Origin of the sequence: Vibrio alginolyticus NBRC 15630 = ATCC 17749, from assembly GCF_000354175.2 — a bacterium.
Lineage (GTDB): Bacteria > Pseudomonadota > Gammaproteobacteria > Enterobacterales > Vibrionaceae > Vibrio > Vibrio alginolyticus.
This window is the reverse complement of the sequence record NC_022349.1, coordinates 1,233,758-1,258,603: the sequence shown is the minus strand read 5'-3', so window position 1 is coordinate 1,258,603 and position 24,846 is coordinate 1,233,758. Positions and strand designations below refer to the sequence as shown.

Annotated in this window: 20 protein-coding genes; 12 read left to right on the top strand and 8 right to left on the bottom strand. The window is 44.7% G+C overall.

Features of this window, described 5'->3' with window-relative positions; all coding sequences use genetic code 11:
• The first annotated feature begins 6 nt into the window (after nt 1-6).
• The 4 genes from oppC to N646_RS05550 all read left to right on the top strand — a co-directional run bounded on the left by oppC (nt 7) and on the right by N646_RS05550 (nt 4,015).
• On the top strand, nt 7-909 hold the full coding sequence (gene oppC, locus N646_RS05565; RefSeq protein WP_017633861.1) for an oligopeptide ABC transporter permease OppC: 903 nt from the start codon (nt 7-9) through the stop codon (nt 907-909).
• Nucleotides 910-936: 27 nt separating this feature from the next.
• Entirely contained in the window at nt 937-1,908 is a 972-nt protein-coding gene (oppD, locus tag N646_RS05560; RefSeq protein ID WP_005380792.1) for an ABC transporter ATP-binding protein, read from the top strand.
• On the top strand, nt 1,887-2,900 hold the full coding sequence (gene oppF / locus N646_RS05555) for a murein tripeptide/oligopeptide ABC transporter ATP binding protein OppF (protein WP_005387265.1): 1,014 nt from the start codon (nt 1,887-1,889) through the stop codon (nt 2,898-2,900). The genes oppD and oppF overlap by 22 nt, the downstream gene beginning before the upstream one ends.
• Before the next feature lie 167 nt (nt 2,901-3,067).
• Nucleotides 3,068-4,015: a glutathione S-transferase family protein gene (locus N646_RS05550; protein WP_017821376.1), complete on the top strand. Its 948-nt coding sequence runs from the start codon at nt 3,068-3,070 to the stop codon at nt 4,013-4,015.
• A 114-nt stretch (nt 4,016-4,129) separates the two neighbouring features.
• Here N646_RS05550 and N646_RS05545 read toward each other — a convergent pair whose 3' ends face one another.
• The 3 genes from N646_RS05545 to N646_RS05535 all read right to left on the bottom strand — a co-directional run bounded on the left by N646_RS05545 (nt 4,130) and on the right by N646_RS05535 (nt 8,374).
• Complete coding sequence (locus N646_RS05545; protein WP_005380804.1) at nt 4,130-4,552, bottom strand: DUF7282 domain-containing protein; 423 nt, start codon at nt 4,550-4,552, stop codon at nt 4,130-4,132.
• Nucleotides 4,553-4,896: 344 nt separating this feature from the next.
• The gene (gene pta, locus N646_RS05540; protein ID WP_005380805.1) at nt 4,897-7,041 is read right to left on the bottom strand and encodes a phosphate acetyltransferase; all 2,145 of its coding nucleotides are present in this window, start codon (nt 7,039-7,041) and stop codon (nt 4,897-4,899) included.
• Nucleotides 7,042-7,177: 136 nt separating this feature from the next.
• Complete coding sequence (locus N646_RS05535; protein ID WP_005380807.1) at nt 7,178-8,374, bottom strand: acetate kinase; 1,197 nt, start codon at nt 8,372-8,374, stop codon at nt 7,178-7,180.
• 346 nt (nt 8,375-8,720) lie between these two features.
• Here N646_RS05535 and yfbV point away from each other — a divergent pair, with 346 nt between their 5' ends.
• The 6 genes from yfbV (at nt 8,721) to N646_RS05505 (ending at nt 15,973) form a co-directional block, all read left to right on the top strand.
• Entirely contained in the window at nt 8,721-9,173 is a 453-nt protein-coding gene (gene yfbV / locus N646_RS05530) for a terminus macrodomain insulation protein YfbV (protein WP_005380809.1), read from the top strand.
• Between the two features lie 330 nt (nt 9,174-9,503).
• Nucleotides 9,504-10,469 carry an ABC transporter substrate-binding protein gene (locus tag N646_RS05525; RefSeq protein ID WP_017633858.1) on the top strand — a complete coding sequence of 322 codons (966 nt, stop codon included), beginning with the start codon at nt 9,504-9,506 and terminating at the stop codon, nt 10,467-10,469.
• A gap of 174 nt (nt 10,470-10,643) precedes the next feature.
• On the top strand, nt 10,644-11,579 hold the full coding sequence (locus N646_RS05520; protein WP_005380812.1) for an ABC transporter permease: 936 nt from the start codon (nt 10,644-10,646) through the stop codon (nt 11,577-11,579).
• On the top strand, nt 11,576-12,370 hold the full coding sequence (locus N646_RS05515; RefSeq protein ID WP_005387275.1) for an ABC transporter ATP-binding protein: 795 nt from the start codon (nt 11,576-11,578) through the stop codon (nt 12,368-12,370). The genes N646_RS05520 and N646_RS05515 overlap by 4 nt, the downstream gene beginning before the upstream one ends.
• Before the next feature lie 141 nt (nt 12,371-12,511).
• Nucleotides 12,512-14,338, top strand: coding sequence for a maltodextrin glucosidase (gene malZ / locus N646_RS05510; protein WP_017821377.1), 1,827 nt, complete (start codon nt 12,512-12,514; stop codon nt 14,336-14,338).
• A 174-nt stretch (nt 14,339-14,512) separates the two neighbouring features.
• A complete protein-coding gene (locus tag N646_RS05505; RefSeq protein WP_005387278.1) occupies nt 14,513-15,973 on the top strand; it encodes a sensor domain-containing diguanylate cyclase in 1,461 nt (486 codons plus the stop codon).
• A gap of 51 nt (nt 15,974-16,024) precedes the next feature.
• Here the strand turns inward: N646_RS05505 and dusC are convergent, their stop codons facing one another.
• Nucleotides 16,025-16,984, bottom strand: coding sequence for a tRNA dihydrouridine(16) synthase DusC (gene dusC, locus N646_RS05500; protein WP_017633856.1), 960 nt, complete (start codon nt 16,982-16,984; stop codon nt 16,025-16,027).
• A gap of 170 nt (nt 16,985-17,154) precedes the next feature.
• Between dusC and N646_RS05495 the strand changes: the two genes are divergently transcribed.
• Nucleotides 17,155-17,763: a YecA family protein gene (locus N646_RS05495; RefSeq protein ID WP_017821378.1), complete on the top strand. Its 609-nt coding sequence runs from the start codon at nt 17,155-17,157 to the stop codon at nt 17,761-17,763.
• A gap of 88 nt (nt 17,764-17,851) precedes the next feature.
• Here the strand turns inward: N646_RS05495 and dsbB are convergent, their stop codons facing one another.
• Together dsbB and nhaB are read right to left on the bottom strand one after the other, a co-directional pair.
• A complete protein-coding gene (dsbB, locus tag N646_RS05490; RefSeq protein WP_017821379.1) occupies nt 17,852-18,388 on the bottom strand; it encodes a disulfide bond formation protein DsbB in 537 nt (178 codons plus the stop codon).
• 83 nt (nt 18,389-18,471) lie between these two features.
• The gene (gene nhaB / locus N646_RS05485) at nt 18,472-20,058 is read right to left on the bottom strand and encodes a Na(+)/H(+) antiporter NhaB (protein ID WP_005380822.1); all 1,587 of its coding nucleotides are present in this window, start codon (nt 20,056-20,058) and stop codon (nt 18,472-18,474) included.
• Nucleotides 20,059-20,697: 639 nt separating this feature from the next.
• On the opposite strand from nhaB, the gene fadR reads away from it, so the two are divergent.
• On the top strand, nt 20,698-21,537 hold the full coding sequence (fadR, locus tag N646_RS05480) for a fatty acid metabolism transcriptional regulator FadR (protein ID WP_005380824.1): 840 nt from the start codon (nt 20,698-20,700) through the stop codon (nt 21,535-21,537).
• 111 nt (nt 21,538-21,648) lie between these two features.
• On the opposite strand, the gene N646_RS05475 is transcribed toward fadR, so the two are convergent.
• Both N646_RS05475 and metG read right to left on the bottom strand, forming a co-directional pair.
• Nucleotides 21,649-22,458, bottom strand: coding sequence for a hypothetical protein (locus tag N646_RS05475; protein ID WP_017821380.1), 810 nt, complete (start codon nt 22,456-22,458; stop codon nt 21,649-21,651).
• A 210-nt stretch (nt 22,459-22,668) separates the two neighbouring features.
• The gene (metG, locus tag N646_RS05470; protein WP_017821381.1) at nt 22,669-24,744 is read right to left on the bottom strand and encodes a methionine--tRNA ligase; all 2,076 of its coding nucleotides are present in this window, start codon (nt 24,742-24,744) and stop codon (nt 22,669-22,671) included.
• Nucleotides 24,745-24,846 lie beyond the last annotated feature (102 nt).

The window sequence follows — 24,846 nt, the reverse complement described above, 5'->3', positions numbered from 1 at the left end:
TTGGTTATGTTAACGAAAAAAGAAAACCTAGAAGCGATTGAGAAATTCTCCGAAAACTTGGAGATTGAAGGTCGCAGTCTTTGGCAAGATGCTCGTATCCGTTTCATGCGCAACAAAGCGGCGATGGTGAGCTTATTCCTTCTTGTTTTAATGACGTTGGCGGTTATTATCCTGCCAATGATCGCACCGTACACATTTGATGATACTGACTGGTACGCGATGCACGTTGCACCGAATGCTGACCATTGGTTTGGTACTGACAGCTTAGGCCGTGATTTATACGTGCGTACGCTAATTGGAGGTCGTATTTCGTTGATGGTAGGTGTTATGGGTGCATTTGTAGCGGTACTGATTGGTACGCTCTACGGCGCAGCATCTGGTTTCATCGGCGGTAAAGTTGACCGCGTAATGATGCGTATTCTAGAAATTTTATACGCGGTACCGTTTATGTTCCTGGTGATTGTACTGGTAACATTCTTCGGTCGTAACATCATGCTGATCTTCGTTGCGATTGGTGCTATCGCATGGCTAGATATGGCGCGTATCGTACGTGGTCAGACTCTTAGTCTACGTAGCAAGGAGTTTATCGAAGCGGCACATGTGTGTGGTGTAAGCAACTGGAAAATCATTACTCGTCATATCGTACCGAACGTACTGGGTATTGTAGCGGTATACTCTACGCTGCTTATCCCAAGTATGATTCTAACGGAATCATTCCTATCATTCCTTGGTCTTGGTGTTCAGGAACCAATGACAAGTTGGGGCGCTCTTCTACAAGAAGGTGCACAGACAATGGAAGTAGCAATCTGGCAGCTGGCATTCCCAGCAGTGTTCATGGTTGTGACGCTATTCTGCTTCAACTACGTTGGTGACGGCCTGCGCGATGCGCTGGATCCAAAAGACAGATAATTAAAAGATAAGATTAAGGAAGCAATGATGAGCTTATTAGATGTCAAAGATCTGCGCGTCGAATTCACCACGCAAGATGGTATCGTAACCGCAGTAAACGATTTGAACTTCTCTCTCAACCAAGGCGAAACCTTAGGTATCGTTGGAGAGTCGGGATCAGGTAAATCTCAAACCGTATTCGCAATCATGGGCCTTTTGGCTAAGAACGGTATTATTTCTGGTAGCGCAAAGTTTGAAGGCAAAGAAATCCTAAACTTACCAGAAAAAGAACTGAACAAAGTGCGTGCGGAACAGATCGCAATGATCTTCCAAGACCCAATGACATCACTGAACCCTTACATGAAAGTGAGTGATCAGTTGATGGAAGTGCTTATGCTGCACAAAGGCATGGGCAAAGCGGAAGCATTTGAAGAATCAGTACGCATGCTGGAAGCGGTAAAAATCCCTGAAGCGCGTAAGCGTATCACGATGTACCCGCATGAGTTTTCAGGCGGTATGCGTCAGCGTGTAATGATCGCGATGGCGTTGTTATGTCGTCCTAAACTGCTTATTGCCGATGAGCCAACAACAGCACTTGATGTGACGGTACAAGCACAGATCATGGACTTGTTGAATGAGCTGAAATCTGAGTTCAACACAGCGATCATCATGATCACGCACGACCTTGGTGTGGTTGCAGGTTCGTGTGACAAGGTGCTGGTGATGTATGCAGGCCGTACTATGGAGTACGGTAACGTAAACGAAATTTTCTACAATCCAAGCCATCCTTATGCGGAGGGGCTGCTGAAGGCGATTCCTCGCCTCGATACTGAGGGTGAAATTCTGCCGACCATTCCTGGTAATCCACCAAACTTGCTTCGTCTACCGCCGGGCTGCCCTTATCAAGAGCGCTGTCACCGTGTGATGGATCGTTGTAAGCGCGAGGCGCCAATTCTGACACCATTTGGTGATGGTCGTCAGCGTGCATGTTTTTCTGAATGGGAGGCTTGGAACAAATGAACGCAGTAGACAAAAAACTAATTCTGGACATTTCTGAGCTGAAAGTTCACTTCAGCATTGCCTCAAAGTCGGCATGGCCGTGGTCAAAGCCTTCGAGCCTGAAAGCGGTAGATGGCGTGAACGTTCGACTATACGAAGGGGAAACGCTTGGTGTAGTAGGTGAATCAGGTTGTGGTAAATCGACGTTTGCTCGTGCCATCATTGGTCTGGTTGAAGCTACTGACGGCCAAGTAGTTTGGTTGGGTCAAGACCTTACTAAAATGAAAAGCGTTCAGCGCCGTGAGACGCGTAAAGAAATTCAGATGATTTTCCAAGACCCATTGGCATCGCTGAATCCGCGTATGACTGTTGGTGATATCATTGCTGAACCTCTTGAGACATTCTATCCAGAACTGTCTAAGCAGGAAGTGAAAGATCGCGTTAAAGAGATGATGGCGAAAGTTGGCCTATTACCTAACGTGATTAACCGCTACCCACACGAATTCTCGGGTGGTCAGTGTCAGCGTATCGGGATAGCGCGTGCGCTTATCCTTAAGCCTAAGATGATCATTTGTGACGAGCCAGTATCGGCGCTTGATGTATCTATTCAAGCTCAGGTTGTTAACCTGCTTAAAGAGATTCAAAAAGAGTTAGGGCTTTCTCTGGTATTCATTGCGCATGACTTGTCTGTCGTTAAACACATTTCAGATCGCGTTTTAGTTATGTATTTAGGTAATGCCGTGGAACTTGGCGAGGCCGAGGCTCTGTTTGCTGATCCTAAGCACCCATATACGCGTGCGCTGATGTCTGCGGTTCCGATCCCGGACCCGGATATTGAGCGCAATAAGAAAATCCAAATGCTAGAGGGTGATCTTCCTTCACCTATCAACCCACCGTCGGGTTGTGTATTCCGCACTCGTTGCCCACAAGCAACCGAAGAGTGTGCGAAGACGAAGCCAACCATTTTAGGTAATGACGTTCACGCGGTATCTTGTTTACACGTTAGTGTATAAATTCAGCCTGTGACGGGCTTAAGCGCGACACCTTCATCGGGTCGCGCTTTTTTTATGTGTCTGATTTATACATTCGAATTTCTTGAACATGATGTCCTAAGTTCGATGATTCTCTGTTTGATAGGAAACGCTAATATAGACACAAACAGAACGAGAGGAGAGCAATCATGGGTAAGTTGGTTGAAGGTGTTTGGCAAGATGTCTGGTATGACACAAAATCAAATGGTGGCAAATTTGTGCGCGAAGATGCCGGATTCCGTAACTGGGTTAAAAACGACCCTGATGCGGAGTTTACACCAGAGTCCGGTCGATACCATTTGTATGTCTCTCTTGCTTGTCCGTGGGCACATCGAACCCTCATTTTCCGCAAGCTGAAAGGTTTAGAACCACATATTGATGTCACGGTCGTTTGCCCTGATATGCTCAGCCAAGGTTGGCAAATGGGGCTTCCTGAGCCATTGTTTGGTCACACGCGCATGTATCAAATTTACACGCAGGCCAAACCCGATTACACGGGCCGCGTAACCGTGCCTGTACTTTGGGATAAAAAGACCAATACTATTGTGTCGAACGAGTCGTCAGAGATCATTCGTATGTTTAACTCGGAGTTCAATGCGTTAACAGGGAATCGCGACGACTACTATCCAGAACATCTAAAACACGTTATTGATGAGTGGAACGATTTTGTTTATCCGAATGTCAACAACGGAGTGTATCGTTGTGGCTTCGCGACTACGCAAGAGGCGTATGAAGAAGCGTTTGATTCTTTGTTTAATGCGTTAGATAAAATCGATGCTCACCTAGCTACGCATCGTTACTTAGCAGGGAACACAATTACTGAGGCGGATTGGCGTTTGTTTACGACTCTTATTCGTTTTGATGCGGTGTATGTGGGGCATTTCAAGTGTAACAAGCAGCGCATCGCAGACTACGAAAATATACAAGGCTACTTAAAAGAGTTGTATCAAGTAAAAGGCGTCGAAGAAACGACGGATTTCTATCACATTAAACGCCACTACTACTTCAGCCACACTGGGATTAATCCGACGCAAGTTGTACCAAAAGGGCCTGATTTAGACCTAAATACTCCTCATGGAAGAGAAAGGATTGGCTAGTTTGCTGCTTCCATCGCAAATGAAAAAGTACTTAACGGTTAGCAATGCCGTTAAGTACTTTTGTGTCATCTAAATACCGGGAGTAGGAAGTTTACTTTTTCATTCATCGCCACCTTACTTAGCGCGTACGATGTCCATCACTAGCTTTCCGTCCACTTTTACAGGACCGTCCTCTTTAGCGCCGAGCGTATACTCAAACACACCAGTCTTCATGCCACCTTTCTCTCCGTGGACCATTAACATCAGCATATCGCCTGATTCTACTGGTTCCATCAAAATTGCATTTACGTTTTCATTCTTTCCCATTTTTAACGGAGCGTAGCCGATAACAGGACCAGGCTTCATTGATTCGTCTGTTCGGTGGACAACCATCCACCCATTGTCATCAGCATGAGCCATTTCAGCGGTCACCGTTCCTCCGGACATATCTTGATCGACGCCTTTAATACTCGGGGCGGAAAAGCTGAATGAAGAAAAACTAATCAGAAACGCAGCTAAACCAAACTTTATCAGTGATGTATTGATGAAATCCTTCATATATATTCCTTAGCAGTCAATGAGTTTGTGCATTGCAGTAGCTTTTACGTATTTCCTAGCAAAAAAGTTTAGCTAAAACGTAAATAATGTCGATAAATTGAACAGGGACCGTGCTGCTTTGGAGCCAATGCATTTTTTGGGAGTGGGTCAATCGGTGTAAGAACAAGCACGAGCAATGTCGATTAGGTATGGGGGGGCGATAGGGAGAAAAGCTTTGTGCACCAGTAATTATAGGTTGTGCAGTGATTGGTATAAAAAACAAATAAGTGTTCTGGCCAGCAATAGAAAAAGCCCTCGACGAATCGAGGGCTTTGTATCTATATCCAACTAGATGTCAGAAGCGATTATTTAGCTTCTTGGTCTGCTTGGATAGCTGTTAGAGCGATGGTGTACACGATGTCGTCTACTAGCGCGCCACGAGACAAGTCGTTTACAGGCTTACGCATACCTTGCAGCATTGGACCGATAGATACTAGGTCAGCTGAACGTTGTACCGCTTTGTAAGTCGTGTTACCCGTGTTTAGGTCTGGGAATACAAATACTGTCGCTTTACCTGCAACTGGAGAGTTTGGTGCTTTAGAAGCAGCAACGTTTTCCATAATAGCAGCGTCGTATTGTAGAGGACCGTCAATGATAAGATCAGGACGTTTCTCTTGAGCCAGTTTTGTTGCTTCACGTACTTTATCAACGTCTGCACCCTTACCAGATTCACCAGTAGAGTAAGAGATCATTGCAACGCGTGGTTCGATACCGAATGCTGCTGCAGAGTCAGCAGATTGGATAGCGATTTCAGCAAGCTGTTCAGCAGTTGGATCTGGGTTGATTGCACAGTCACCGTAAACCAGTACTTGATCAGGCAGAAGCATGAAGAATACTGAAGATACGATAGACGCATTTGGTGCCGTCTTGATGATTTGGAACGGAGGAACGATAGTGTTCGCCGTAGTGTGAACAGCACCAGAAACTAGGCCGTCAACTTCGTCGTTCTCAAGCATCATTGTGCCTAGGAATACTGAATCTTGTAGCTTCTCACGAGCCACAACTTCAGTCATGCCTTTCGCACCGCGCAACTCAACTAGGCGAGCAACGTAGTTTTCACGAACAGCATCTGCATCGATGATGGTTACACCAGTACCTAGCTCAACGCCTTGTTGAGCCGCTACGCGACGGATTTCATCTGGGTTACCTAGAAGTACACAGTCTGCAATGCCGCGTTCAGCACAGATTGCCGCTGCTTTAACTGTGCGTGGTTCGTCACCTTCTGGAAGAACGATACGCTTACCTGCTTTACGAGCAAGTTCAGTTAGCTGGTAACGGAACGCTGGTGGGCTTAGACGACGAGACTTCTGAGTGCCTTCAGTCATAGACTCGATCCAGTTACCGTCGATGTGGCCAGCAACGTGTTCGTTGATGAACTCGATACGCTCTTTATCGTCTGCAGGTACTTCGATGCTGAAGCTCTGTAGGTTTAGAGACGTTTGCCAAGTGTTACCTTGTGCTTTGAAGATAGGTAGACCAGTGTCGAATGCTGGTTTACATAGGCCTTCGATTTCGCTAGGGATATCGTAACCGCCAGTTAGTAGTACTGCACCAATATCCACACCGTTCATTGCAGCAAGAGAAGCAGCAACGATAACATCAGGACGGTCTGCAGAAGTAACAAGTAGAGAGCCCGGTTTGAAGTGCTCAATCATGTTTGGCAGAGAACGCGCACAGAAAGTGATGCTCTTGATGCGACGAGTGTTGATGTCACCTTCGTTGATGATATCTGCTTTCAGGTGTTTAGCCATGTCGATTGCACGAGTCGCAATCAGATCAATGCTCCATGGCACACAACCTAGTACACGAATTGGAGAAGTGTTAAAAATTTCCATCACTTTCAATTCGTTTTGTTTCGCGCTGTCTGCATCGTCAAAGATTTCAGATAGGTCAGGGCGAGTACGGCCAGCTTCGTCAACAGGAGCGTTTAGCTTGTTGATGATAACACCAGAGATGTTTTTGTTTTTAGTGCCGCCGAAGTTAGAACATGCTACTTCGATACGCTCTTTCAGTTGCGCAGGGTTATCAGTACCTGGAGTCGCAACTAGCACGATTTCTGCACCAAGTGTTGCCGCGATTTCCGCGTTTACTTGGTTTGCAAATGGGTGCTTACGAGTAGGTACAAGACCTTCGATTAGCGTAACGTCTGCGTCTTTGTTGATTTGGTTGTAACGTTCAACAACGGTTTCTAGCAGCTCGTCCATGTTGTCGTTACCGATTAGGCTTTCAGCAACAGACATCGCCATTGGTTCACCGATCTTCATATCGCTGTTACGACCAACGATAGTTGAAGTCAGATCTGGCTGATCACCACCTGAACGTGGCTGACAGATTGGCTTGTAGAAAGAAACTTTAACGCCTTTACGCTCCATAGCGCGAAGAACACCCATGCTAACGCTTGTTAGGCCAACGCCTGCGCTAGTAGGGATAAGCATAATAGTACGAGACATTCGTAGAGTACCTTTAGCTATTTGGGGGATAAAAGCTCAACTCTTATTCCATGAAGCTCGAAGAATAGGAGTTGAGCCCCTAAGAAATTCGTTTGAATGAAAATCTGGCTAGCCGAGTGGCTAGCCAGGAATTCAATTAAAGACCTGTCAGGCGAGCAGTGTCTTCAGCGATGACTAGCTCTTCGTTAGTAGAGATAACCATTGCAGGGATACGGCTGTTTTCAGTCGTGATAACGCCTTCGCCGCCGAAGCGAGCTTTAAGGTTAGCTTCGCTATCTACTTCGATACCGAAGATGCCAAGACGGTTTAGAACCATTTCACGGATAGGGCCAGAGTTCTCGCCGATACCGCCAGTGAAAGTGATTGCGTCTAGACGGCCTTCCATTGAAGCAGTGTAGCCAGCAACGTATTTAGCTAGACGGTGGCAGAACACGTCCATTGCGCGTGTTGCTTCTTCTTTTTGACCGTAGTTGTCTTCAACGAAACGACAGTCAGAAGTCACTTCAGTTAGACCTTGAAGACCAGACTCTTTAGTTAGCATCGTGTTGATTTGATCAACAGAGTAACCTAGAGCGTCGTGTAGGTGGAAGACGATAGCAGGGTCGATGTCGCCACAGCGAGTACCCATTACTAGACCTTCAAGTGGAGTAAGACCCATAGAAGTGTCTACAGATTGACCGTTCTTGATCGCACATACAGATGCGCCGTTACCTAGGTGACAGTTGATGATGTTTACTTCTTCAACTGGTTTGTTTAGTAGGCCTGCAACTTCACGAGTGATGAACAAGTGAGAAGTACCGTGCATGCCGTAACGACGGATACCGTGTTCTTTGTATAGGTTGTATGGAAGAGCGTATAGGTAAGACTCTTCAGGCATAGTTTGGTGGAACGCAGTGTCAAATACAGCAACGTTTTTCAGCTCTGGGAAGTTTTTCTTAGCCGCTTCGATACCGATGATGTGAGCAGGGTTATGAAGAGGTGCAAATGTTGCAGCGTCTTGAATACCTTTTAGAACTTCATCAGTAATTAGTGCAGATTGAGTGAACTGCTCGCCGCCGTGAACGATACGGTGACCGATTGCGCCTAGGTTAGCTTTAAGCTCTGGCTTAGAAGCAAGAATAGTTTCTACCATAAACGCTAGTGCTTCTTCGTGAGCTGCACCATTGCCTAGTTGAGCTTCGTGCTTGCCATCAAGTTTCCACTTGATGCGAGCTTCAGGAAGGTGAAGACACTCAGCAAGACCTGACAAGTGCTCGTCGCCGTTCTCGGCATCAACAACGGCAAATTTAAGAGAAGAACTACCGCAGTTTAAAACTAAAACTAGCTTAGACATGTATGACTACCTGTTATTCGTCTGATAAAAAATCAGTTAAAGAATGAAAAATTAATCACAAGAATAGCCGATACCCAGAAGGCTGCGTACTAATCCTGGTCAAAAATTGTTCTAATTCCATATAAAGAAATAGTGATGAACCCTTCCATCACTATGATGCGATCCGTGCAGATAGATATCTCGGAGTTGCTTAAATTGTAAATAACAGCAACAATGAGATTGAGGGTCTGCAAAGGATAGCGATAATAAGCAATGATAACAAAAAAAATTTGAAAGAATATTAACTTTCATCAATTTTTTGTACCTTCAGTTGAAATGTTCAACTATTTTTTAGTGAGAGAGCGGTATGAGTAATAAAGTCGGATTGATCCATAGCCTGAAAGATGGCCAGAATTACATGGAGATCTGGCCGGTTCGTAAAGAGCTAAGCGCCATATTTCCGGAACAGCGTATCATTAAGGCGACTCGCTTTGGCATTAAAGTCATGCCGGCCGTTGCTGCGATCAGCGTACTCACTCAAATGGCATTCAACAATTACCACGCGTTACCTCAATCCATTGTTGTCGCCTTGTTTGCGATTAGCTTGCCACTTCAAGGCATTTGGTGGCTTGGTGCTCGATCCAACACGAAATTGCCGCCTTCTTTGGCCTCTTGGTATCGGGAGTTGCATCAAAAAATTGTGGAAACAGGTTTTGCATTAGAGCCTGTCAAAGCTCGCCCTCGTTACAAAGAGCTTGCGATAATACTGAACCGAGCGTTTCGCCAGCTCGATAAATCGTCATTAGAGCGTTGGTTCTAATTTAAATTGTTTGAAATGGAGTGTGCACTGGCCGCTCCATTTTTGATCCTGCCTCTATTACCTACTTTGACGGTCGTTGATGAAGCGAGCGAAGCTTTGTTTACCAAAGATTCTTTCCGGATGAAGAAGTCCCCCCGATCACAAATGTTGCTTTAGTGTTAAATCTTTCTTTTCTTTACTAAGACTTAGTAGTAATAATAAAAACAAGATGCGCAAGAAGTGCACAGTTATACGAACACAACAATACCGCCTTCAAACATTTGAATTCACGAGTCGATACACATATTGAAAGCTCGTGAAACAAGGACGAAGTCACATCAAGGAGTTATGATGAAAACGAAACGTTTATTAGCCACCGCCGTTCTATCTGCTACTGCTATTTTCTCTTCTACCAATGTACTGGCCGCCACTGCAACTGTCGCAGTTTCACAGATTGTCGAACACCCGGCGTTAGACGCGACGCGCCAAGGATTACTTGATGGTTTGAAAGCGAAAGGCTACGAAGAAGGCAAAAATCTAGAATTTGATTATAAGACCGCACAGGGTAATCCAGCGATTGCGGTGCAAATTGCCCGTCAGTACGTCGGCGAAAATCCTGATGTGTTAGTTGGCATCGCGACACCTTCGGCACAAGCCTTGGTGTCGGCTACTCGCTCTATTCCTGTTGTCTTTACTGCGGTAACAGATCCGGTTGGTGCGAAATTGGTTAAGTCGATGGAACAACCAGGCAAAAACGTAACTGGCCTGTCTGATCTTTCACCCGTTGCTCAGCATGTCGATCTCATCCAAGAAATTCTTCCTCAGGTGAAAAGCATCGGGGTTGTATTTAATCCCGGTGAAGCTAATGCCGTGACTTTAGTTGAATTACTAAAAGAAAGCGCAAAAGCAAAAGGCATACAAGTGGTTGAAGCGACCGCACTAAAAAGTGCTGATGTTCAGTCTGCGACTCAAGCGATTGCAGCGAAATCAGACATTCTTTACGCCCCAACAGACAATACAGTTGCAAGTGCGATTGAAGGGATGATTGTGGCAGCGAATCAAGCGAAGAAACCTGTATTTGGTGGCGCGACGTCGTATGTGGAAAAGGGTGCAATTGCAGGCTTAGGTTTTGACTACTACCAGGTTGGTGTACAAACCGCGGATTACGTGGCGGCGATTCTTGATGGTCAAGAACCAGGCAAGCTAGATGTAAAAGTCGCGACGGGCTCTGACCTTGTAATTAATGAAAGCGCAGCATCTAAGCTCGGTATCAAGCTGCCAAGTTCTGTGGTTGAACGTGCGACAAGCATGCAATAAGTAACGCTTTTTGGGGTTAAGCCTGTCACGTTGGTTGGTAGACGCTTGCCCCAAAATTGATACTCGCCGGATTTCTCGTGTAGAGCATTCTGCTAGAGAAGAAGGGGAGTATACGTTAGAAGTCTTACGTTCAGGTTGGTATTAGCCAGCCTGAGCATGCAGAAAGGAGCAGTTATGTCTGCATTTGCTTTTTTTGGCGCACTCGAAATTGGCTTGATTTATGGCCTAGTCGCTCTGGGTGTGTATCTTACGTTCCGTGTTCTCGATTTCCCCGATTTGAGTGTGGATGGCAGCTTTCCAATGGGAGCTGCGGTGGCTGCAACGGCGATTGTCGCAGGTATTAATCCTTGGCTTGCGACAATAATGGCGATGATAGCTGGTAGTATGACGGGGTGGGTAACCGCTTTTCTGGCTGTTCGGTGTGGTATTTTACACCTGTTAGCTTCCATTCTTACCATGATCGCTGCATTTTCAATTAATATTCGTATTATGGGCAAACCTAATATGGCGTTGCTTGGAGAGGATACGATTCTCACTCCGTTTGAAGCATTGGGCGATGCGATGTTTATTCGCCCTCTGGTTGTTGGGGCCTTAGTTCTTCTGTCCGCTTTCTTTGTCATTCGCCTGCTGAACAGCGACTTTGGTCTTGGTTTACGAGCCACGGGTGTGAATGCGCGTATGGTTTCTGCGCAAGGGGCGAGCACTGGCTTTTATACCTACTTTGGCTTGGCTTTATCCAACGGGTTTGTGGGATTCGCAGGCGCGTTGTTTGCACAAACGAACAGCTTTGCGGATGTGACCTCTGGCGTGGGCACCATTGTCGTTGGTTTGGCAGCTGTGATTTTGGGGCAGACCCTTATTCCCGGGCGCAAGATTTGGGTTGCGGTATTTGCGGTCATCATCGGTTCGGTACTTTATCGTCTTGCAGTGGCTTTCGCTTTGAGTTCTGGCATGTTTGGTTTACAAGCTTCAGACCTCAACCTGGTTACCGCAGTATTGGTGGCTGTGGCGCTTATTGCTCCAAAGCTAAAACAGAGCATGAGAGCGAAACAACGCGTTACTGATGCTAAACAAGCGGCATCAAAAAATGGTTCTGGGGAGGCATTATGATCGAACTAAATAACATTCAGGTCACGTTCAACCCAGGGACGATTTTGGAAAATCGTGCATTGAAAGGCGTCTCTTTAGAGGTTCCAGAGCATCAATTTCTTACCGTGATTGGTTCTAATGGCGCAGGAAAATCGACGTTGCTTGGTGCGGTGACAGGTGAGACGCCGATGATAGGTGGTCAGGTGATCATTGATGGTAAAGACGTCACCAAGCAGACGGTAGCCCAACGTGCGACGCAATGTGCCCGAGTGTTTCAAGATCCATTGGCCGGGACTTGTGGTGAACTGACGATAGAAGAGAACATGGCTCTAGCGCACATGCGTGGTAAAAAACGCAGCTGGGGGTTGGCGCTCTCTACCAAACGTCGCAAGCTGTTCCAAGAGCGAATTAGCATCCTCGGTCTTGGTTTAGAAGACCGCTTGGGCGATAGCATTGGGTTGCTGTCTGGTGGACAACGACAAGCCGTTAGCCTTGTGATGGCGACGTTATCGGAGAGTAAGTTGTTGTTGCTTGATGAACACACGGCTGCGCTTGATCCTCGTATGGCGGCGTTTGTTATCGACTTAACTAAACGTATTGTCGATGAGTTCGATTTAACAGTGATGATGGTGACGCATTCGATGAAAGACGCATTAGCATGTGGCGATAGGACCGTAATGCTTCACCAAGGTGAAATTGTGCTTGATGTGGCTGGAGAGCAGCGTGCTAACATGCAAGTACCAGACTTGCTGGATATGTTCTCTAAAGTGCGTGGTGAAGAGCTTGCAGATGACAGTCTTTTGTTGAACTAAGCGGTATCCGACAAGTCACTACGCCTACTAAGTGTGATCCTCCTTGGGAAAATTGGCTGATATGTCAACTCGCAGGGAGGATTTCTTGTCTCTAATTCTTCAATAACATAGTGGCATATCCGATGACGAGGAGTGCCCATAATGAACCTGCCATTTATTTTTCATAGTCAAACTATTGATGGTTTAGCTTTTAATGACGAGCAAGTTACAGTCAGACTGAAAACCGAGACATTGGATTTTGATTCCGTCTATGTGCGTATTGAACCGGACAATGAAGAATATCTGGTCGACATGGCTCAAGTAGGAACGGCTGGTGAATTATTACTATGGGAGGCATCGTTTCGACCAAATCAAGATCGAGATGTCACACATTATGTGTTTAAGCTCCTCAAAGACGGACAACAATACTGGCTCGATGCACGAGGCGTACAAAAGCGTATTCCACCCAAAGAGTTCCACTTTAAGTTGAATGTAGAGCATCAACCACCAAGCTGGGTCCAAGAGCAAGTTTTCTATCAAATCTTTCCTGACCGTTTTTCTGCTAGTAAAAGTGAGTCTGATATTCGCCACGCTTATGCTCAGTATGATTCTGCATCGATCGTCAAGGCGTGGGGAGACGCGGTAGGCTCTCACCAAAATACCGGGGCACGTGAATTCTTTGGTGGCGACCTCAAAGGTGTGGAGCAAAAGTTGGACTATCTTGAACAGCTCGGCGTTACTGCGCTTTATTTTAATCCGATCTTTTCTTCACCAAGTAATCATAAATACGACACCACCGATTACTTCACTGTTGACCCTATGTTCGGCACCAATGATCAGTTTGCTGAACTGTGTGAGAAAATCCGTGGTAAGAATATGAAGATTGTCTTAGACGCGGTGTTTAACCACACGTCAGTGCATCATCCTTGGTTTGATATCCATCAAAAAGGAGAAGGAGCGTATGGCAATCCGCAGTCAAAGTTCCGTGATTACTACTTTTTCGAAGGTGAAACCAATCACTACATTGGTTGGAAAGGCATTGGTAACTTACCGGTTCTGAACTTTGAAAATGAACAGGTGCGCGACTACATCTACCAAAGTGAAGATTCTGTCATTAAGTATTGGCTGAAGCCACCGTACTTGGTTGATGGCTGGCGGTTTGATGTAATTCATATGCTTGGCGAAGGGGACGGCGCGAAAAACAATGCTCATTATGTGGCAGCGTTTCGTAATGCGACTAAGTCAGTAAACCCGAATGCTTATGTGTTAGGTGAGCACTTTTTTGAAGCAACGCAGTGGTTGCAAGGTGATCAAGAGGATGGGGCGATGAACTACTACGGTTTTGCTCATCCAGTCCGAGCTTTTATCGCACGACAAGACATTGTGTACGATCCAATCAACATTGATGGTTTGGAGTTTAAAGCATGGTTGGACGAAGCCAGAGTAAAAATCCCATTTTCGAATCAGCTATCGCAGCTAAATCAACTCGATAGTCATGATACTGCTCGTTTTATCACACTGGTTGATGGTGATAAGCGTAAAATGAACATCGCGCTAGCAATGCTTATGACATACGTCGGTACACCTTGTATTTACTATGGGAGTGAAGTCGGACTAGAGGGAGGGCTGGACCCGGATAATCGTCGTTGTTTTCCTTGGAATGAAATTGAAAGTTCACAATGGCTATCGCTTTACCAACAATGGATCAAGATACGTAAACAATGTAAGCCTTTACAGTCGGGCTGTATTCAATGGCTTCATTGCACTAACAACCAGTTGGCGTACGCACGTGTACTGGGTCGTGAAGCAGTCGTTGTAATGATTAATCTCAGTGGTAATGAATGTTCAATCGATTTACCTATGTGGCAACTGGGCTTGGAGGTTAGCCAAGTTGTATCGTTGTTAGGTGACACAGAACAGGTTGATTATAAAGGTCATATCTCTGTCAATATGTCGGCACAAAGCTGCAAATTATGGCGACTAAAGTGACACCACACTCTATATTGATTAAACTCCTTTAATATATAAACGGTCTCAAACAGCGCGCACACATTTGTTTGGTCTCTTGTTATCTGGTGCTGCATTGCATGCGTCACCAGATAACGAGTATCAATTTAATAGCAGTCATAAGAGACTATTGACCTTTCATATGCATGGTACTCAATGGTAAACCAAAGGCGATTTAGCCTCTCATTTGTCATCTTTTTTCCTCTGGCGTTATTTGTAGTGGTTTTACTCGTGACAACGAAAAATTACTATGATGCGGTTAACCGCTATATCGATTCTGAGTATTCGCGTATCGAGCGTGCAATGTCTCGCGGTATTAAAGTACTCACGGCTTTAGATTACAGCTTCACCAACTATACCAATTACGCTAACCCACTGTTTGAAGAACATAATTCTTTAGTCAAAGAAGGGCTTTGTTATCTTTGGCCTATAGATGTGTTATTACTCGAAAGTGTTTATAGTGAAGGGTTACCTGCGGTTGACCTTGATTATATGATCGTAGGGGACGAAAGCTTATGTCAGCAAGGTTCAACGATTAACCAGTTAGCTGAACAAAAGGCGGGTTTTGCGCCGTCATTGTCATTTCTGCACGATATTGAATCGCACATTGTTGGAATCCATTACATTGACAAGCGCGGTTACGTTATCTCCTCACCCGATACCTACGCAAAAAATTTCACAAGAGAGCTTTTGTCAACGCTAAAAGCCCGACCTTTTTGGCAAAAAACCGCGCAAGATAAAGTGAACATTACCTTGGCTGGACCAGGGCCTGTGTTGGACTCGATGGAAGGTCAAGTCATTAGTATGACGGTACCCGTCTATGAGAAAGGAGAACATCAAGGTGTTTTGTCTATTGATTTTGACATCAATACGCTCATGGCTTCGTCGCTAGGTCTTGTTGGTCAGTTTCATTTGGTTTCCAATTTACAATCCATTCCTTCAAACAGTACACGAATCAAACCAGTCGAATTAGAGCGATTGAGTGCGAATCACAGCATGTACTACGAGTACAACCTTTGGGATGAAGCTAAGAACCTAGCGGTTTTTGAAAAATACAGCCTTATTGTTGCACTATTTATTTACGTGCTGAGTACCGTCGTCTTGTTCTATGTGAATATGCATAGCGAGCGACGTTACTTTAAAGAACTGGCAGCAAGAGACCCAATGACCAGCTTATTGAATCGTCGAGGTATGCAAACCGTGTGGCGTAATAAGATGACAAAAAAACAGGTTGCTTTGGCAGTGTTCGATATTGATAACTTCAAGAAGATCAACGACACCTATGGTCATGATGTCGGTGATTCTGCAATTCAGCTTGTTGCAAAATGTATACGTGAAAATATTCGCCATACCGATGTTGCCTCAAGGTTTGGTGGCGAAGAGTTCGTTTTAGCTATTTATGACGAAGATTCAGAAGGCATTAAACTCATTTTAGACAGAGTAAAAAAAGCCATAGATGAGCGCTCGATACGCGTAACGAAAGAAGGCTTTACGATCTCTGGCGGTGTGGTGTTTAGTAAAGAGAGCCGAGTAGAAAACTTTGATGAATTGTTTAAAGCGGCGGATGAAAAGTTATATCAAGCCAAAAGTACCGGCAAAAATAAGATCTGTTACTAGGATTTAGGTACAAAAAAGGACGAGATATTCGTCCTTTTTTGTGTTCGGGAGTTATGCAACCTGAGAGTTTAAGTCATCGCGGTAGCGTTGAATATGCTCAACAATTGGTGCGGCTTTGTTGAACGTTCTGATTTCTCTAAATAGGTCTTTTGCTTCAGGATAAGCCTGACGTAAGTAAGAGAACCATTGTTTTACGCGGTTTGGGTAATACAAGCCTTTATCGCCTTTCATCTCAAACTTGGAGTAATAGATGAGCAACTCAACCACCTCGGGCCATGACATTGGCTGGTGGTTATGTTTCACCATATTGCCTAAGTTAGGGATATTGAAAGCGCCTCGGCACACCATCAAAGAGTTAACGCCAGTCGTTTCAATGCAACGTTGACCGTCTTCATAATTCCAAATTTCACCATTCGCTATCAGTGGGATATCGAAACGTTCGCGAATTTGGTTGATGTAATCCCATTTTATCTCAGAAGCTTTATAACCACCTTGTTTAGTACGTGCGTGTACGGTCAATTCATTTGCGCCAGCAGACTGAATGGCATCGACAATTTCAAAGCAATCTTCAGGGTTCTCCCAGCCAAGACGAATTTTTGCAGTTACGGGAATGGCTTCTGGAACGGCTTCTCGACAAGCTTTCACAACACGGTGAATGAGCTCTGGATGCTGGAGTAGCGCTGCTCCACCTTTACTTTTGTTGACCATTTTGGCTGGGCAACCAAAGTTTATATCAATGCCTCTGGCACCAAGATTTGCCGCTTTAATTGCGTTCTCAGCCATCCAGTTCGGTTCCTGTCCCAACAATTGCACATGTACTGGCACACCAGATGCAGTCTGAGAACCTTGCAACAGCTCTGGGCATAAACGGTGAAACACATGATCGGGTAATAGCTGGTCGATTACGCGAACAAACTCCGTAACACACAGGTCATAGTCGTTTATCTCGGTCAGGATTTGGCGCATCAAATGATCTAAAACGCCTTCCATTGGGCCTAGTACAACTCGCATAGCTTGCCTAATACAGTTTGGTGGTAAAAAGGAGGGCGATTGTAGCGATGTAAGTTAAGTTTGTCATTAAAAGACTCGAAGCGCCCAATGCCGTCAAACACACAACGTTAGGTTACTTGCTTTTGAGCTCTGAGGTATAATGCCGCCAAATTTATGGGAAACCAGATGTCATGCAATACACATTGATTGAAAAAGGTGAAGTTCACGTCGATGAATCTTGCCTATTTATCGAAGGCGCAGTGTTAGCTGCGAATCTGACGACAAAACCACTCGCTCCTGAAAAGTGGTTAGAGCCGCTATTAGGTGAGGGATTCAAAGCGATTCAACCAGCTGTGGAAGAGCAAATTCACAAGCAGCATAACCGAATTCAACGAAACGAATATTCCGTGCTAGAGCTAACAGGCAAAGAACCTGAACAACTTGCTGATTTTGCCGAAGGCTTTATGTCTGTTTGGCCAATGATTGAAGAACAGTGGCAAGACGTTGAGCTCAATGATGGATTACAGCGTATGCTGCAAGCATTACTGACCACTTTGATGCTGGCGATCGATGAGCCAGCAACGCAGCAACAGATGCGCGACGCAGGTATTGAAACGCCACCGGCCCTGACAGATTTAGTCGACCAGCTTGATTTAATGGTCGGTGAAGTCGCGCTGGGCGCGGATGAGTTGATGGTAGGCAATAAAGCTCAAAGCCTAAACCCATTCAAAGGTATCGGGCGCAATGATCTCTGTCCTTGTGAGAGCGGAAAAAAATTCAAGCAGTGCTGTGGTCAATAACGCGGCTAAGTCGAATCGCCGCGCTATCCACTTAACAAAAAGCCGACCAGATGGTCGGCTTTTTGTTAATTTTTACGCGTCAGTAGGATTAACGAATTGGATTAACGCGTTTTGCAGGGAAGAATTGTGCAATTACAATTAATGCCAAAGCGATTAAATTGCCTGCAAAAATTACGACTAACCATTGTGGCATTGATAAATCAAGGAACTGCCATACAACCTTAGAGCAATCACCATATGCTTCAAACATCCAAGGAACCCACTGATTGAGCGGAGCCCAGCTAGGGAATGTGACGAATAAATCGCAAGTCGCGAATGGTGATGGATTAAACTGGTAGTCAACGTGCTGCATCGCAAGTAACAAACCCTTGTAAGCACTTAATCCCCAGCCTATCAAACCTAGCCAGCGGAAAATTGGGTTCTTGGGTGCCAATATACCAACCATTGCAGCGACGCCCACTCCCATCATCGCGACTCTTTCATAAATACACATGACACATGGTGCAAGCATCATGACGTGCTGAAAATAGAGGGCACATGCTTCAAAGAAAACGACGAATAGCAGAAGCAGTAGCCACGATAAACGTCCCTTTGAAAACTGGTTAAGTGAATTTAAAATAGTCACGTTTTTGTTCCTGTCTGAAATAGAAAAAGCTCTGAATACTCAGAGCTTTTTATCGTGGATAAGTTTCCTAATCAACTCAAATTTTAGTGACCACCGGATACTACGGGAGTCAGATCACCACTATGAGGTAAAATCCAACCAGCTTCGTAGAAAGAAGCTGTTGCAGGCTCTAGGAAGAACATGATTCCCATCAGACCGACAATCGCAAGAACGACGGTGTAAGGCAGCGCCATGATAACCATTCGACCGTAAGACAGACGAATTAATGGAGCGAGAGCCGATGTGAGTAAGAATAGGAATGCCGCTTGACCGTTTGGCGTTGCAACAGAAGGCAGGTTAGTACCAGTATTGATTGCCACCGCCAGTAAGTCGAACTGATCACGAGTAATGAGGCCCTCAATGAGTGCAGTTTTTACTTCATTGATGTAAACCGTACCAACGAACACGTTATCCGACACCATAGATAATAAGCCATTCGCCACATAGAACAGAGCTAGCTGAGTACCTTTATCTTCAACGGCAAGCACCGCATCGATGACTGGTTTAAACAGCTCTTGGTCAATGATTACAGCAACGATCGAGAAAAATACTGCAAGCAGTGCAGTGAAGGGCAGGGCCTCTTCAAACGCTTTCCCCATGGAGTGCTCTTCAATGACACCAGTAAATGCGGTCGCTAAAATGATCACAGAAAGGCCAATTAAGCCGACAGCAGCTAAGTGCAAAGCGAGTGCAACGATCAACCAAACCGCAATAAGACCTTGAACCCAGAGTTTTGCGACATCTTGATTTGTTCGCGTTTTACGCTCTTCACGGTCAAAATCGACGAGGATCTGACGAACGTTATTAGGAAGCTTCGCGCCGTAGCCAAACACTTTAAGCTTTTCAACTAAAGCACAAGTGATGAGACCACAGAAAAATACAGGTAGTGTCACTGGAGACATACGGATTAGGAATTCACCAAATAACCAACCCGCTTGGTCTGCAATAATTAAGTTTTGAGGTTCACCAACCATCGTGGTTACGCCACCTAAGGCAGTACCTACACCAGCATGCATCAACAAAGAGCGCAAAAAGGCACGATAGTTTTCTAAGTCATCACGCGTTAGTTCAGTGATCGTGTCATCTTGTGTATGGTCATGGTCACCGATAGGGTTACCAGACGCTACTTTGTGATAGATAGAGTAAAAGCCGATCGCCACGCTGATAACAACGGCGATAACCGTCAAGGCATCCAAAAATGCAGACAAAAATGCCGCAGCAAAGCAGAACGCGAGTGATAGTAGGGTTTTAGAGCGAATGCCAAGTAAAATTTTGGTAAAAATGAACAGCAATAGCTGCTTCATGAAGTAGATGCCCGCAACCATAAACACCAGAAGTAGCAGTACTTCGATATTTGCTACTAATTCGTGCTTAACTTGCGCAGGGCTAGTCATGCCGATAGCAATGGCTTCAATAGCAAGTAAACCGCCAGGTTGTAATGGGTAGCATTTTAATGCCATTGCTAGCGTGAAAATAAATTCAGCGACCAACAACCATCCAGCTACAAATGGGTTTATTAGGAAGAATACAATCGGGTTAATTATTAAGAAGGCTATAATGGCAACTTTGTACCAATCAGGCGCTTTACCAAGGAAGTTCTTGATAAAAGCGTTTCCGAGCGATATCGGCATGATAATTCTCTTTATAACAAAATTATGAATAGACACTACAATAGTGCTTAAGTATCTGTTTGTTAGACTTATTAACTAGTCTTTAAAAACAATAACTTAGTAAAACAACAATCCTTTGTTTATTGTAGTCTTGCCAAGTTACTTCCCCTGAACTCAAGCACCGCTCACTTTCGACCGCAAACTCTACACTCAGGCATTTATTAGTCAATAACAAAACGTGATGCTACCGACTAAAATGACTTTTTAAATGTAATAACGCGATCAAAACGGCGTTACTATACCATGAAAGTCTTAAAAAAATCCTCTTGGATTTTAAATGACGGTCAGTGACGAGAAAAGGCAAATTAAGAAAGAATATTAACTGTGATATACAAAGTAATTTTTCATATTTTGAATATAAAAATGTGACACGGTTGTCTTTATTTCTCCGAGATTTGTGAGCTGTTTAATTAAATGAAAATTCATATTTTACTGCTTTCGCTCGCATGTTAGAGCCTCTTAAATTGACACAACATATAGAGTATTAACTCTATGTTATGGAGTCGTTTCCACTATTGATCGTAAATTTTCTCAAACCGCTAAGTAGTGGTATGATGAGTAGTATCGACCCTCAGAAATCAATATTGGATAAAAAGTAGAATGGTCATAAAGGCGAAAAGCCCTGCGGGATTCGCAGAAAAATATATTATCGAGAGCATTTGGAACGGCCGTTTTCCTCCAGGCTCAATTTTACCTGCTGAGCGCGAGCTGTCCGAACTGATTGGTGTTACTCGAACGACTTTAAGAGAGGTTCTTCAACGACTAGCCCGTGATGGATGGCTGACTATCCAGCACGGCAAACCTACGAAAGTTAACCAATTTATGGAGACCTCTGGTCTGCATATTTTGGATACTTTAATGACGCTAGACGTTGATAATGCGACAAACATTGTAGAAGATCTGCTTGCGGCACGTACCAACATCAGTCCTATCTTTATGCGCTATGCATTTAAAGCGAACAAAGAGAGCTCTGAGCGTACAATTAAGAACGTAATCGAATCTTGTGAAGCTTTAATGAATGCGGCTTCCTGGGACGAATTCATCGCTTCTTCGCCGTATGCTGAAAAAGTTCTGCAGAATGTGAAAGAAGATAACGAGAAAGATGAAGCGAAGCGTCAAGAAATCTTGATTGCTAAAACGTTCAACTTTTACGATTATATGCTTTTCCAGCGCCTAGCATTCCATTCAGGAAATCAAATTTACGGTTTGATCTTTAATGGTTTGAAGAAGCTCTACGATCGTGTCGGTAGCTACTACTTCTCAAATCCAGCTTCTCGTGAGCTAGCTCTGAAGTTTTACCATCAATTGCTCGAAACTTGTGAAAGTGGCCAGCGTGAACAACTACCAGTGGTGATTCGTCATTATGGTATGGAAAGTGCGTTGATCTGGAACGAAATGAAAAAGCAATTACCAACGAACTTCACGGAAGACGACAGCTAAGCGCTGACAAGTTGAATAAACGAAAACCGCAGTGCCTTAGGCCTGCGGTTTTTTTTGTTTTTATTTATAAGTCGGCGACGAACCAAGCACCAATAAAAAGGCATGGAACGTTTATCCTGCTAGCGAGAGTCTGGGTAACGGTAGATATAATGACTCTACGACATCTGAAAGGACATGGTCGTAAGTATTGAAGATGGTCAATGACAAGTCCGATGTGACGCCATAAAGCTCTGCTTCTGTTAAGTCGACATGACTCCCTGTCACGTATTCATTTAGCGTCTGTATTGAGCGCGTGGAAGCAGGAGAGGTAATGCTAAGTGGAGCGATAACCGCTAGTTGGTTTAGCTTACGCATCATGACCGATGCATAGTTTTTGAAACGCTCATTTCCGCCTTGTTCTCCTAAATCTTGAATGCTGATTCGTAACTGAGTCAGGGTCTCCAAGCTATCCATAATGTTTTGCCAGTTCATGTGATACTCATTATGCAAGTCATCTCTTTGTTCAACCGCTAGCCATGCGATGGTTACTTCATCCATCAAAAACAAGCAATGACGAATTAACTTACCATGCTCCATCTGGTTTCTTGCAACACTATGGTCATTCCATTGTTCAAGTAGTTTCCCTACTTTAATCTGTAATACGCGATACATGGGTTTGTTTTCAAACCGTGATGTTTCGACTAAAAGATGCAGCTTGTTAGTCAGAGCATCATGAAGAGCGTCCAATTTTTGTTGATCGTTTTGTTGGAATTGAAGCGAGTAGTGAGTAGCAGCTCGGTGGTGTCTCAGAAGGTGAACAACATCTCGTAACAATGTTAACAGCTGATATTTGCGCGCATGTTGCTGCTCTCGTTTAGAAGATAAGTGATATATTCCGGCTAAAATAGCGATGGACAATAGTGTGGAAATCAAAACAAACATAACCAACTCCTTGTTAGTGTTTGGACCTAACAAGGAAGATTGCAGTTTTGATGCCACTAATTAAATTCTATTAAAACAGTGAGTTAGGCTTGTGACGGGAAAGATGCTGTACAAGTTTGGTGCACAAATTCCCCAAAAGTGTGAATTCAGTCAAAAAAAGTCCCCGCTGAACTGGCGAGGACTTTTTAAATTTGATCGTAAAGCTACAACTTACATTACGCGCATGCCAGGTTGAGCGCCTTCGTGTGGCTCAAGGATCCACAGGTCGCTACCACCAGGGCCTGCCGCTAGGATCATACCTTCAGACATACCAAACTTCATCTTACGAGGTTTTAGGTTTGCTACCATTACCGTTAGCTTGCCTTCTAGCTCTTCAGGTTTGTAAGCTGACTTGATGCCAGAGAATACCTGACGAGTTTCACCACCGATGTCTAATTGGAACTTAAGCAGTTTGTTGGCTTTTGGTACTTCTTCACAAGAGATGATGCGAGCGATACGCATATCTACTGCAGCAAAAGCATCGAACTCAATCTCTTCAGCGATTGGTTCTTTGTCTAACTCGGTTTGGCTAGCCTTGTTCTTTTCCGCTTCAGCTTTCTCTTTCGCCGCCATTTCTGCCGCCGCATCTTCTTTAGACGCTTCGATCATCGCTTCAACATTCTTCGGTTCGATACGGTTGAACAGTGCTTTGAACTTAGTGATCTCGTGGCCTGTTAGTGGATCAGCGATGTTTTCCCAAGTTAGCTCTTGGTTTAGGAACGCTTCAGTACGCGCAGCTAGCGATGGCATTACTGGTTTCAGGTAAGTCATCAGTACGCGGAATAGGTTGATACCGACAGAACAGATGTCTTGTAGTTCCTGATCTTTGCCTTCTTCTTTTGCTACAACCCACGGTGCTTTTTCATCAACGTATTGGTTAGCTTTGTCTGCCAATGCCGTGATTTCACGGATTGCACGACCAAACTCACGCGTTTCGTAAAGCTCAGCGATACGGTCAGCAGCAGCAACAAATTCGTTGTAAAGTTCAGGCTCTGCAAAGTTGTCAGACAGTTTGCCTTCAAAACGTTTCGCGATGAAACCTGCGTTACGAGATGCCAGGTTAACGATCTTGTTAACAACGTCAGCGTTTACGCGCTGAGTGAAGTCTTCAAGGTTAAGATCTAGATCATCGATACGGCTGTTTAGCTTCGCAGCGTAGTAGTAACGTAGACACTCAGGGTCTAGGTGCTCTAGATAAGTGCTTGCTTTTACGAACGTACCTTTAGACTTCGACATTTTCGCGCCGTTTACGGTTACGTAACCGTGTACGAATACGTTGTTTGGTTTACGGAAGCCGGAACCTTCTAGCATTGCTGGCCAGAATAGGCTGTGGAAGTAAACGATGTCTTTACCGATGAAGTGGTACAGTTCTGCTGAGCTGTCTTTCTTCCAGTACTCGTCGAAATCTAGGTCGTCGCGCTTGTCACATAGGTTTTTGAAAGAGCCCATGTAGCCGATAGGCGCGTCTAGCCATACGTAGAAGAATTTGTTCTTCTCACCAGGGATCTCGAAGCCAAAGTATGGTGCATCACGTGAGATATCCCATTGCTGCAAGCCAGATTCGAACCATTCTTGCATTTTGTTCGCTGTTTCAGCTTGTAGCGAGCCAGAGCGAGTCCACTCTTTTAGCATGCTTTCAAACTGAGGCAGGTCGAAGAAGAAGTGCTCTGAATCTTTCATTACTGGCGTCGCACCAGAAACCGCAGATTTAGGATTGATCAGTTCTGTTGGGCTGTAAGTCTCACCACAGTTGTCACAGTTGTCACCGTACTGGTCTTCAGACTTACATTTTGGACAGGTACCTTTTACGAAACGGTCCGGTAAGAACATCTCTTTTTCTGGATCGAACAGCTGAGAGATAGTGCGGCTAGAGATAAAGCCATTTTTCTTCAACTCAAGATAAATGTGTGACGCTAGCTCACGGTTCTCATCTGAGTGTGTGCTGTGGTAGTTATCAAAGCTGATATCAAATCCAGCGAAGTCTTTTTGGTGCTCTTCGCTAACTGCGGCAATCATTTCTTCAGGAGTAATACCCATCTGTTGCGCTTTAAGCATGATTGGCGTGCCGTGAGCATCGTCAGCACAGATGAAGTTTACAGTGTTGCCGCGTAGGCGTTGGTAACGAACCCAAATGTCCGCTTGGATATGCTCAAGCATATGACCAAGGTGGATCGAACCGTTAGCGTACGGAAGGGCACAAGTTACCAGCATTTTCCTTGACGGAAAGTTTTTTGGATCGTTTGCCATACTTAATATTCGCTTTTCTTGATAGGTATAAATAAATTTTGATGGATAATACTACCCCATGAACTGACTAACTCCAAGGTGTCAAACTGCGGAATGCCTTAG